The sequence below is a fragment of the Hahella ganghwensis DSM 17046 genome, from assembly GCF_000376785.1.
Classification (GTDB): domain Bacteria; phylum Pseudomonadota; class Gammaproteobacteria; order Pseudomonadales; family Oleiphilaceae; genus Hahella; species Hahella ganghwensis.
Genome location: NZ_AQXX01000123.1, coordinates 74,458 through 86,332 on the forward strand (window position 1 = coordinate 74,458; position 11,875 = coordinate 86,332).

Sequence of the window (11,875 nt, forward strand, 5' to 3'; positions counted from 1 at the left end):
ACCAGGTATCTGAGTCGGCAGACTCGAAACCTTCTGGTATCAAAACCAGCTGAAGTCAAAGTCAACAGGCTTCCGGTAACAACTGCTCGAATCTTGGCCCTTTGGAGGCGATATCATCACCCGTGAATTGCGCCACCCATCCTTCGGGGTTGGTAAACAGACGCACACAGGTAAATTCAGGCGCAGGTCCCATATCAAACCAATGCTTGGTGCCATTGGGGACACTGATCAGGTCATCCTGGCAACATTGCACCACGTAAACCTTGTCTTCCAGATGTAAATAGAACAGCCCCTGCCCTCTCACAAAAAAACGAACCTCATCCTCTGAATGACGATGCTCATCCAGAAACTTTTTACGCAGTTCATCTTTCTGGGGATGCTCACTGTTAAGGCTGATCACATCCGCCGTTGTAAAACCATTTTCCGCTTTCAAACGCTCAACTTCATCGGCATAGGCGCTCAAAATTTCATCGGAAGATGCATTTGATCCCAATTCCCGAGTGGACCAACGCTCAAACCGCACGCCCATTTCATTTAACTGTCGACTGATTTCATCACCCTCTTCAGTGAACAACACCGGTTCACTGAAATCAGTATCAGAATATATTCGCAAGCTACTCATCGTTTGATCCTCAGCATTTCCAATTCACAGCTCAGCAGAAACTCCATGGCCTCAATATGGCGCAGGCATTCCTGCATGGTTTGTCCCCAGGTATATACGCCATGTCCGCGAATCAGGTAGGCTGGACATTCCGGGCGTTCAAGAAACAGCTTACGCGTTTCCTCAGCAAGTCGGGCGATATCCTGAGTGTTTTCATAGATTGGTATATTGATCATGCCCTCATGGCTGGTAATGCCGGAGAAGGCTTTCTGCAATTCGTAATCCTGTAGTTCCAGATTATCCTGATCAGAATAATAACGCGATACTACAGTCGCTCCCACAGAATGGGTATGGAGAACGGCACCTACCTCCGGTTTTTCTTCATAAATCACCGTATGAAGAAGGGTCTCAGCGGAGGGTTTGGCCTCACTGGCAACCGGCTGTCCTTTGAGATCCACCACCATGATATCTTTTGGTGTGAGCTCTCCTTTATGCTTGCCTGAAACCGTGATCGCCACATGCTCCCAATCAATCCGGGAAGAATAATTGCTGCTGGTGGCAGGAGACCAGCCTTTACCATACAAGAACTGTCCAGCACTGATAATTTCCTGGCTACATTCAGCCAAACGCCTGATATCGAACACTGGCAAGCTCCTCCATCGGTTTAAATAGTGTGACTGCAGAGTGATTCAGCAGCAGATCATTTCGTCATCGGAGATGAGGAATGCATACTCATTTCCTGGAGGTTAATTATAGAGAGGATTGAATCGGGAAGCGATGCTCTGATCCGATCAATCAGGGCTTGTAGAGGTCTTACTTTCGTCATGACCCCTAGCCTTGAACAATCCCATGACAGCATGAAGCCTGATTGATACCATGCTGTTATGAATACTGGAACCCTAACGAAAATATTTAAAACGGGAGGTCACCATGGAACTTTCTGTTGAACTCAGTTTTTACCCCTTTAACGCCGACTTTAAACCACCGGTAAAAGACGTCATTGCCAAATTGAACTCCTTTACGGATATTGAAGTTCACTCAAACCGTATGAGTACCCAGGTTTTCGGTGAATTTGATAAAGTAATGACGGCATTAAATCAGACAATGGCCTGGTCCTTTGAGAAATACGGACACTGTGTATTTGTCGCCAAATATATGCAGGGAGACAGGCGGCCCAAAAACATCTGATGTCAACCGTAGTACCAGAGCCCCCAATCATTTCACCGGCGGTCGCCCGTTGGCTGTGGACTCAGAAACAGGCATTTCGGCTGGCGCGCCACCGATTTCCAGTACTGATACAAGTAAAAAACCACGGCCGAATTTCTCCTCATCAACCTGAAAACGCTCACGTCAGGGTTTTGGCATGGATGACCAGTCAGAAGGCGTTCAGCAAAGTGCTTTGGGTCAGTTCTGGCAAGACTGAAACATCGCACCAGAATTATGCCGTAGACATTCAGCACCTTCCCCCCGCCAAGTACTCCTCAGTTCTCGGGCAGGAATTTGATTGTATCGTTTACGATATGTTTTCTGGTCTTCATCCGGATGCCTTTGCCGCTTTAAGTGGCACCCTCAAAGCAGGCGGCGCATTGATATTGGTAGGACCGGAATTAAAATACTGGTCCGCCTTTAAAGATCCTGAATACCAACGTCTACTGGCTTATCCGGGCCACCTGCACGAGGTGAAAGGACATTTTCTGACTTATCTGGCTCAGCAGATCAACTCGTCCAGGCACTGGACGTTGATCGATCTGGATTTGCAGGACGAGAGTCCTCGCTTTGAAGTCGTTCGACCGGGACGTATACCCAGGAACCTGAAGACACTGAAAGCCAAATCAATTTCAGAAGAGCATTCAAATTCTGATCATCAAACTGAACACTGCCCCCCTACCAAAGAGCAGCAAAAGCTGGTGAACCGGATACTCCGGCTATCTCCCGAGAAAAAGAATGTCATCGTGGTGACTGCGGGTCGAGGCCGGGGAAAATCCGCCGGTCTGGGAATCGCGACCAAACAATGGCAGGACAGGTTCGGTGGCAATATATGGGTCACAGGGCCAGCCAAAGCTACACTAAACAGCTACTTCAGATTTCTCGGCACAACATCACATGTCGAGTTTTACCCACCGGATGACCTTTTGCACAAAGCCCGGGAACTGAAACCCGAGGAGCGTCCAGGCCTGGTCATTGTCGACGAGGCCGCCGCAATTCCCACCAGCCTGCTGACAACGATGGCCAAGCTGTTTCCACGTCTGGTATTCGCGACCACCACACATGGCTATGAAGGAACAGGTCAGGGATTTTCACTGAAGTTCTTTCCCGTCCTGTCGAGAATGTTTCCCGATTGGAAACAGGTCTCTATGAGCTCTCCTGTCAGATGGCAGGCATATGATCCATTGGAACGCTTTATCGAGAAAAGCTTTTTCCTGGATAGCGTCACCAGCCCCCGGAAATTCCCAAAGCGTCACGATCACGTTGTTCAGTCAGACCAAGCTATCCAGCTTTCCAGATTGCTAGTACAGCATGTCCCTCAGCCTTCCCTTCTGACAGACAAGACATTACTGCAGAAGTTAATGCAATTGCTCACCATGGCTCACTACCGCACGACACCGGACGATCTGCGGACAATGCTGGACGCCCCCGGTGTCAAAGTCTACACAGTAATGCATGCAGAAAGGCTGGTCGCTGCAGTTCTGATATCCATGGAGGAGCCTTTTACAGAAACAGCAGTGATTGAGGGAATCTGGCGCGGCGAACGTCGCCCCAGAGGACACCTTCTACAGCAATCACTTGCCCAGCAACTGAGTATCAAAGAGGGGCTTACCCTACCCGCGGCGAGGATCATTCGGGTTGCCGTTCATCCCACTTTGCAGCACCAGGGCATTGGCTCCCAAGTACTGGCGCAAGTCAAAAAGCTTCTTAAACCAGAAGTATCCCTACTTGGCGCCAGCTTTGCTGGAGAACCTGAAGTTGTCCAGTTCTGGCTGCGCAATGGGTACTATCTGGTTCGTCTGGGCTCCAAACGAGATCACATCAGCGGCACCTACGCTGCGATGGTGTTGTGCGCGACAGATGCTGACGGCAGGAATATTCAGCGTATGGCGCTTTCACATTTTCAGAAGCGGAGCCGGTACAATCTGCATTTTAATACCTATCCCTCGGATACAGCAGAACTCATATTAAAAGCGCAGGATAATACGTTGGCAGCTTCCCCACTCTGGTCAGCTCGACAAAGGTTGGCGGCAGAAGACAGACAAAACCTGCAGCTTTTTGCCAGCGGTGCACGCCCTTTTGAAACAGTAGAACACCTGTTGGTCAGACTGCCAAAAGTTTCAAAATACGAATCACTTCAATATATAAGACGAAATGCGGCCCATCGACTACCGCCGGACTTGCAGGATCTGGCAGAGGAGTTCGAGCTGACCGGCAGAAAACAGGCGATACAACAGCTCAGAAAGGAACTCACCTGTTGGTTCGAGCAGAACTAGGTGATCTCAACTTCTCATTTGCCAAATCAGAGAATTAGTTCTGTAATCTAGAGAGTTTATATTGAAAGGGGTTCCCCGGCGCTTATTTCAAAGAATCGCCATTGCAGGGCATCTACTGGTGATAATTGATCATATAAGTAGTCTACCCGATTGTTGGAGTTCCCGGGCTTATGTTCCTATAGCGCGCACCTAATATTACCCCAAGCTGCTGTCGAGGCGGCAATTTTTCTGTCTACTGGAGGCGATGATGTCTGATACCCGTCTGGAACATGATTTACTGGGAGACGAAGCCGTCCCCGCTGAAGCTTACTACGGCATCCAGACCCTCCGGGCACAACGAAACTTCAATATTACCGGTGTCCCCATCAGCCACTTCCCTGAGCTGATCATGAGCCTGGCCATGGTAAAGATGGCAGCTGCCAGAGCCAATGCCAAAACCGGCCACTTGCCAGAAGATAAACTGACCGTCATTGAAAAAGCCTGTCAGGACATCATTGACGGCGACCTGCATGATCATTTCATCGTCGACCTGATTCAGGGGGGTGCCGGAACCTCGACCAACATGAACGCCAACGAGGTGATTGCCAACCGGGCTCTGGAACATCTTGGACATCAGAAAGGGGAATATCAGCATCTACATCCCAATAATGATGTCAACATGTCCCAGTCTACCAACGATGCCTATCCCACAGCGGCTTCCATGGCGATCATCTTTGCTTCAGAGCCTTTACGCCAGCATCTGCATAACCTGATCAGAGCGCTTGAATCCAAGGCAACCGAGTTTAACGAAGTGATCAAAATGGGACGCACTCAGATGCAGGATGCTGTTCCCATGACATTGGGCCAGGAGTTTGGGGCTTTTGCCGTCACCTTACGGGAAGACATTGACCGTATCGAATACGCCGCCAGCCTGCTACATGAGGTCAATCTCGGTGGTACGGCTATCGGGACCGGCCTTAATGCACATCCGGACTACCCTGACTATGCCATCGCCGAACTGACACAAATCTCCGGCCGTCCGATGCAACTGGCCCACAATTTAGTGGAAGCCACTTCCGACATGGGCGCATTTGTCCTGTTTTCCGGTGTGCTTAAGCGTCTGGCCGTCAAACTATCCAAGATCTGCAATGACCTGCGACTGCTTTCCAGCGGTCCGCGCACCGGTTTGAATGAGATCAACCTGCCCGCGATGCAGCCAGGCTCATCTATCATGCCCGGCAAGGTAAACCCTGTAATTCCAGAGGCCGTTAACCAAACCGCATTTCAGGTTATCGGTAACGACATGGCCATTACCATGGCGGCAGAAGCCGGCCAGTTGCAGCTCAACGCCATGGAGCCCCTGATTATCTACAACCTGCTGAATGGTATGCGCATGCTAGGGAAAGCGGTCAGCATGCTGGAGACCAAGTGTATCTCCGGCATCACAGCCAACGTGGAACATTGTGCCAATCAGGTGAAAAACAGTATCGGTATCATCACTGCGTTAAATCCCTACATCGGCTATCAGAACGCCACCAGAATTGCCAAAAAAGCACTGGAGACCGGGCGCGGTGTGGTGGAACTGGTGCTGGAAGAGAAACTGATGTCCGTCGAGCAATTGGATGAACTGTTACAGCCGACCAATATGTTGTCGACGCGTAGAAGCTAGCTCTCTTTAGAGCCATTATTTATAGAGATAGTCACCTACATAAAACAGTAGTCAGGAAGACCCTGACATCCAGGTTATTCTGTGGTGGCAATCTCTATATCTGAATACTTCTATATTGAAGTGCCTCGTATCATCATCATTGCAACCATTCAAAGCTTCGATGAAATATGCCTTGTTAAAGTTCTTTAACTATGGCTAAATTTCCTGATCGTCTAAATAACGACAAAACGACTCGGGAAAGATGAAAGGGACTCATCAAATTCAACCTCAACCAAGGCATCTCTGTCATCAGCTCCTGCTGACGCTGCTGTTGTCCTGTTTGATGTTGCAGGCACTGATACCCCACGGCTATATGCCGGGAGATCTTGCCGCCGGTGAAGGAGCACTGGTATTTTGTGGCCTTGAACTCAATGATGATCCTGATCAGGTCAGTCCACAGGATCAGGATTCTCACTATCAGGCAGAGAGCCATAACCTCTGTACCTTCACCACCTTTGCTCAGTCTGCCACGCTAAGCATTCCCGATGTTTCCAATTTATACACATCTGCAATAACGACCGGATATACAGGGTATGATCCACCTCTGGGAGTACTGCAACCTACCTATTCCCTACCGCCTTCCCGCGCACCACCTGCTTCCTGAATAAGGCTTCTTTTCTGGCCACATAGCATCAAGCTATCTCAAACGTACACCTATTTGTTTGGCTGTACTGCACAGGCAATGTGTAACTGATTCAGCCCTGTAGCTATTTCGGCAAGAAGTATCTATGCAACCGCTTTTTTCTGGCGGCAGCCTTTATCGCACTAGTGGCTTGACCGTGTCTGGCTCCACACATGAACAGTCAGAATCTGGAAATGCGGTGTTTGCATAGCCTGAACGCTCTTGGCTGCAACACCATTATGATAGCGACATCCGAGTTCTTGGCAGAAAGAAACCTCCTGACTTAGCCAGTGAAATGAAATCATTGGATCAGTTGCCTCCAGCAACCCTGCAGGTGGCAACTGATCCTCCACGTAGATTGTGGGATCTCAGCTCAAACCTGAATCTCTCAAGTAAGAATGAATGGTATTGGCACAAGGCATCTTGTGCCCTTTTTTCTTATCCACAGCTTTAGCCAGAAAATCTCTAATACCAATAAACCACAATAAAATGGGAAGTCACCATGAAGAAGCTTACACCTTTTTTCGCTCTACCTTTGTCTGCATTGATTCTGATTGCCTGCAGTAGCGGAGGATCTACCAGCACCTCTAGCAACGATTCGACCATTACCACTGTCACTATTCCGTTCCAAGCAAGCGCCAACGATATCCAGATTGATTGCGATGCAGATCTGACAGGACTGGGAATCGCAGGCACTGACGCCACAGTCAAGGATTTTCGGTTTTACATACATGATATTGAACTGACGACTGACGCCAGCCGAACTCTTGCACTCACGCTGGATACCAATCCCTGGCAGTCAAACGGTGTCGCCCTACTGGATTTTCAAAACAAGAGCGATAGCTGTGAGGGAGATGCAAAGGAAACCCATACTTCGGTGACCGGCAGCGTTAATCTCAACGAAGGTGAATCAGTTAACGGTGTAAATTTTACCGTCGGACTACCGACAGTACTGAATCATCAAAATCTGACGGAAGCTGACAGTCCGATGAATATCCCCAGCCTGAGCTGGGGCTGGCAGGTAGGACACAAATACATGCGCCTGGACATTGCGCCGGTTGGCGGTATCACCCGTCCAACAGACGGCACATACAACAGCACCAACTGGTTCCTTCATCTCGGCAGCACTGATTGCAGTGGCGATCCTGCATTGGACGAAGAAGTGAACTGCGACAGAATCAACCGTCCGAAAATTTCTCTGGACAATTTCACTCTCGGTGAAGACACCATCGTCATGGATTATGGCGTTCTCATTGCCAATAATAACCTTGGCCAGGACGAAGCCGGACCGTCGGGATGCATGTCCGGCAGCACTGATCCAGAGTGCCAGGGAATTTTTACAGCACTGGGGCTGGATTTAATTTCAGGGGACCAGGATAACGCCAACAATCAAACCGTTTTCCGCCTGAATTAAGTGCGGGGATGGCATATGCTGGATGTATCAATCCCCCTGATGGGCAATCTGTCCCGAGCTCGCAACTTTTTCCTCCACTCTCTACTGATTGCGGTCATCGTTTTACTGACCGCCTGTGGCGGTACCAGCGAAACAACTTTTGATGATCAAGGAGTGAATCGGACAGCCTTTGATTGGCAATTGCCGGCTTCTGTTCCTCTGCCCTTTGAACCGGAAAATAATCCGATGACGGAGGCCAAGTTTCAGCTTGGCCGACATCTGTTCTTCGACCGTCGACTGTCAGGCAACGGAGAGCAATCCTGTGCCGACTGTCACCAACAGAATATCGGATTTACTGACGGATTGGTCGTGTCCGTCGGCTCAACAGGAGACCTTCACCCGCGCAACGCTCAACCTCTGTTGAATGTCGCCTACAACGCAACCCTGACCTGGGCAAACCCCTCGTTGGTCACTCTGGAACAACAGATCCTTGTGCCTCTGTTCGGGGAGTTTCCTGTTGAACAGGGGATCAACGATGGAAACCGGGAGGAAGTGCTGGACAGATTAAGGGATGAACCTCGCTATCAGACTTTGTTTGCGGAGGCCTACCCTGAACTTGGCGACCCTATTGACTATGAGAATATCGTTAAAGCAATCGCGTCATTCGTCCGTGGCATGGTGTCGTTTAACAGTGATTTTGATCGTTATGAGCGCGGCCAGTCATCTGCTTTAAGCGCCAGCGCCCAACAAGGCCGAAAGCTGTTTTTTGGCGAAGAGCTGGAGTGCTTTCATTGCCATGGAGGTTATAACCTCAGTGATTCCACTTTTGACAGGACAATGACCTTTATAGAACGCCCTTTTCACAATACGGGCCTGTTCAATATTAACGGCACCGGCGACTTTCCCAGCAACAATCAGGGCGTCTTTGAGATTACTGAAGACCCTGCAGACATGGGTAAATTCCGTGCTCCGTCTCTGCGCAACATTGCACTGACCGCCCCCTATATGCATGACGGAAGCCTCGTATCTCTTGAGGAGGTTATTGACTTTTATGCTGCCGGAGGCAGAAATATCGAAAGCGGTCCACACGCCGGAGACGGAAGACTCAACCCCTTTAAAGACGGCTTTGTTACCGGGTTTGATATTACCGAACAGGAAAAAGCCGATCTTATTGCATTCCTCAATAGTTTAACGGATGAAACCTTTTTGACGAACGAACGTTTCTCCGATCCCTGGAGTACCCTCTGATGTATCGATCTTTACCAGCCACTTTGCTATTCACCTTACTGGTTTACTTACTCGTCACAATACTCGCCTCCCTATCGACAACGGCGTTGGCACACAGTGACGTCCCATTTGGTTCATCCTCTGATTCTTCCAGCAGTCTGGATAACCTGCTGTCATATACACGAATCAGTGCAGGCCTGTCTGCCACTTACCGGGAGGATACTATTGCTGAAAATAGTGTCTGGCAGATCCCCGGTGTTCTGATGGGAGGCGATGCCCATGCTCCCGAGAAAAGCTTTTCTCTCGATGATGCCAGTCTGATGTTCGATTGGAAGCATCCGGACGGAGTCTTCGCCGGGTTGGAGTTCAGTAAGCATGGTGACCATGATCTGGAGATGGAAGAAGCCTATGCGGGCCTGGACTTCGAGTTGACCGACACCCTCAATCTTGAGTTCACAGGAGGCAGCCTAAAAGCAGCCTTTTCTCCCGAAAACACTACCCACGCCTATCAGCGTCCGTTCAGTGAAAATGATCTACTCTACGACGCCTTTTACGGAGGTCACTATGCGGACGAAGGTGTTCGCTTCGAACTAAGTTCCGGCAGCCTCACCCTGGGAACTGAAATCTGGCGCGGTGATCAATTCCCGGCAACAGCGGGTACCGGGGGAGAAGCCCAGGACATTTACCTTTACTGGTTGGGTCAGGCTGACACCCATTGGTGGCGAATCGGTGGCTGGATCTTCAATTCACGGGGGGATGCCAGAACCGACGATCGACTCAGCAGAGATCATCAACACGGCACCACAGATTCAGAGGATGCCGCCAATATCTACTTTGATGGTGCGCAACAAGCCGCCGGGTTCCACCTCACTTTCGGCCAGATGCTGGAAAATGGCTGGCAATGGCGAATCAGCGGGGAAGTACATCACGTCAGAGTAGACGGAAATCTCACTGACGACACCCGCGCAGCATCACTGGAAGGGCGCTACTATGGATACTGGATACAACCGGAACTGGAGGCAGGAAAACATCTTCTTGCCGTACGTTATGCGCTTTTGAATTTGGACAACCACTTGATTGGTGCTGCCGGAGAAAGCCTGGCAAGCGATTCCGGCCTGACCGATATGGACGAAGACCCCACCTGGTTGGGTATGAGCTATCGTTACCGGCTACGTGAGAGCCTGGCGATAAGGCTGGAGTGGACTCACAACCAATCCGTGGCTGCCGACAACAACTACGGCGCAGTGGGTATTACCTGGGGAGCCGCACTCTAAACTTGATATTGGGCAATCAACACAGGCAGACTTGGTATTGATCAGTTTCACTCCTAAAATCATTGAGACCATCTAACTCATTCACACTACCTATCAGAGCCCACTTGTGCGAACCTCCAAAGCTTCAAGATCCAAGAAAACCAAGTCTGCCCCTTCGAAGACTTCACTGCCTGCGATCATTGTCGGCTTGGGCCTTCCCATGACAGGCATGGCATTGGTTGTGATCCTGATGGTGTATCTCTGGGTTTCCCAAATGAACAACCCGGCTCAGGCCATGTCCATTAACGGCGGTGTCCGCTTCGAGCCGGCCAGGGATTTATCTTTGCCCGTTCTCACAGGCGTAGATGGAAGTGAACTAACCAAAGAAACATTGATGGGCCACTGGACAATCGTCAATTTTGGCTATCTTTCCTGTCCGGATATCTGCCCGGTCAATATGGCGGCCATACACCAGGCGCTAAATCAGTCCCCCCCGTCGTTACCGGACAACATTAACGTCCTCTACGTGACCATGGACCCGGCCAGGGATTCGTCCGAGGAACTGCTCGGCTATCTGAGTTATTTTAATCCAGAATATCAGGGCGCAACTGGTTCCGTGGAAGAAGTCTCAACATTTGCCAATGAAATGGGCACCGTGTTTGAAAACACCCCGCCGGATTCTTCCGGCTTCTATTCAATCAATCACAACTCGTTGCTTAGCGTGCTGAACCCTGACGGCAAACTGGCCGGCCAGTTGATTGGCACTTACGATAGCGATAAATTACGCAAGTTCTTGTCAGAGTTGACCTCGGCAATTTAACGGTCTCCCTTATATAAACCTTCCAGGACATCAGAATGATCCAGGGAACGACACCCACTGACAGCCTTTTCTCGATGGCAAAGTCCTGTTATCACTTTTTCAGGTTTCCCAGCGCAGTAGCCTTTCTAACGCTGGTGAGTCCTTGTGCTCTGGCTCAGGATTCCACTTATGTTCCTATGACGATGAGAGAAATCTCCCTGCTCGCCGGTGCACTTGTTGCATTGATGACCTTTATGAGTGGGCAGGTGCTTATCCCTTATATATAAATATCGCCTGGAACAGAAAAAAGGGAGAGAACTTATCCTCACGATTATGAAGGTGATGGCAGACAAGACGCTGGACTTCTTTGGTGACAACACTTCCACGTCTGTCTTCGATAAGGTGTCCTACCAGATAGAACAACAGATAGAAAAGGCCGCCGAGGATGAGAATTATATTGCGCATGTTTCCGTATCCAATGAGGACATCATCCGCACCAAACTGATGGATGAAGAACATTTCTGGCTGGTTGAGGAGGAGGTTCTCAAAGCCTTTATCAAATTCGAGGAAAATGCGTCTCGGGCACGCTTTATGTGCCGATCGGTGATGGATAAGGAGTATCTGGAACTGGTGAAAAACGACAGAAAGCGCTATGTCAGCGCACTAAAACAGGTGAAAAAACAATTTGATGACTGGCTGATCAGCACGCGGGAATTAAAGGAAGCACTGAAAGACTACTGAAAAGTAGTAATAATAACCATCTAGCGACGGGAAATGTGTCTAAAATCGGTAAAAAACCGAATCAAGCTCA

12 protein-coding genes are annotated in these 11,875 nt (G+C 49.7%); 10 read left to right on the forward strand and 2 right to left on the reverse strand.

Going from position 1 to position 11,875, the window contains the following annotated elements; genetic code table 11:
• Window positions 1-61: 61 nt before the first annotated feature.
• Together F566_RS0117370 and F566_RS0117375 are read right to left on the reverse strand one after the other, a co-directional pair.
• Complete coding sequence (locus tag F566_RS0117370; protein ID WP_020408291.1) at window positions 62-622, reverse strand: 1,2-dihydroxy-3-keto-5-methylthiopentene dioxygenase; 561 nt, start codon at window positions 620-622, stop codon at window positions 62-64.
• A complete protein-coding gene (locus F566_RS0117375; RefSeq protein WP_020408292.1) occupies window positions 619-1,245 on the reverse strand; it encodes a methylthioribulose 1-phosphate dehydratase in 627 nt (208 codons plus the stop codon). The genes F566_RS0117370 and F566_RS0117375 overlap by 4 nt, the downstream gene beginning before the upstream one ends.
• Window positions 1,246-1,531: 286 nt before the next feature.
• Between F566_RS0117375 and F566_RS0117380 the strand changes: the two genes are divergently transcribed.
• From F566_RS0117380 to F566_RS0117425, 10 genes are all read left to right on the forward strand, one after another.
• On the forward strand, window positions 1,532-1,789 hold the full coding sequence (locus F566_RS0117380; RefSeq protein WP_020408293.1) for a hypothetical protein: 258 nt from the start codon (window positions 1,532-1,534) through the stop codon (window positions 1,787-1,789).
• Entirely contained in the window at window positions 1,789-4,083 is a 2,295-nt protein-coding gene (locus F566_RS0117385) for a tRNA(Met) cytidine acetyltransferase TmcA domain-containing protein (protein ID WP_020408294.1), read from the forward strand. Before F566_RS0117380 ends, F566_RS0117385 begins: the two co-directional genes overlap by 1 nt.
• 247 nt (window positions 4,084-4,330) lie before the next feature.
• Entirely contained in the window at window positions 4,331-5,731 is a 1,401-nt protein-coding gene (locus F566_RS0117390; protein WP_020408295.1) for an aspartate ammonia-lyase, read from the forward strand.
• A gap of 241 nt (window positions 5,732-5,972) precedes the next feature.
• Window positions 5,973-6,374 (forward strand): hypothetical protein, encoded by a 402-nt coding sequence (locus F566_RS0117395; protein ID WP_020408296.1) that lies wholly within the window; start codon window positions 5,973-5,975, stop codon window positions 6,372-6,374.
• 520 nt (window positions 6,375-6,894) lie between these two features.
• On the forward strand, window positions 6,895-7,806 hold the full coding sequence (locus F566_RS33260) for an MbnP family copper-binding protein (protein ID WP_020408297.1): 912 nt from the start codon (window positions 6,895-6,897) through the stop codon (window positions 7,804-7,806).
• Window positions 7,807-7,821: 15 nt separating this feature from the next.
• Window positions 7,822-9,033, forward strand: a complete 1,212-nt coding sequence (locus F566_RS0117405; protein ID WP_020408298.1) for a methanobactin export MATE transporter MbnM — start codon at window positions 7,822-7,824, stop codon at window positions 9,031-9,033.
• Complete coding sequence (locus F566_RS0117410) at window positions 9,033-10,286, forward strand: hypothetical protein (RefSeq protein WP_020408299.1); 1,254 nt, start codon at window positions 9,033-9,035, stop codon at window positions 10,284-10,286. Before F566_RS0117405 ends, F566_RS0117410 begins: the two co-directional genes overlap by 1 nt.
• Before the next feature lie 106 nt (window positions 10,287-10,392).
• On the forward strand, window positions 10,393-11,085 hold the full coding sequence (locus tag F566_RS0117415) for an SCO family protein (protein ID WP_020408300.1): 693 nt from the start codon (window positions 10,393-10,395) through the stop codon (window positions 11,083-11,085).
• A 35-nt stretch (window positions 11,086-11,120) separates the two neighbouring features.
• On the forward strand, window positions 11,121-11,351 hold the full coding sequence (locus F566_RS0117420; protein ID WP_020408301.1) for a hypothetical protein: 231 nt from the start codon (window positions 11,121-11,123) through the stop codon (window positions 11,349-11,351).
• Window positions 11,352-11,406: 55 nt separating this feature from the next.
• Window positions 11,407-11,805 carry a hypothetical protein gene (locus tag F566_RS0117425; protein ID WP_157496853.1) on the forward strand — a complete coding sequence of 133 codons (399 nt, stop codon included), beginning with the start codon at window positions 11,407-11,409 and terminating at the stop codon, window positions 11,803-11,805.
• The last annotated feature ends 70 nt before the right edge of the window (window positions 11,806-11,875 follow it).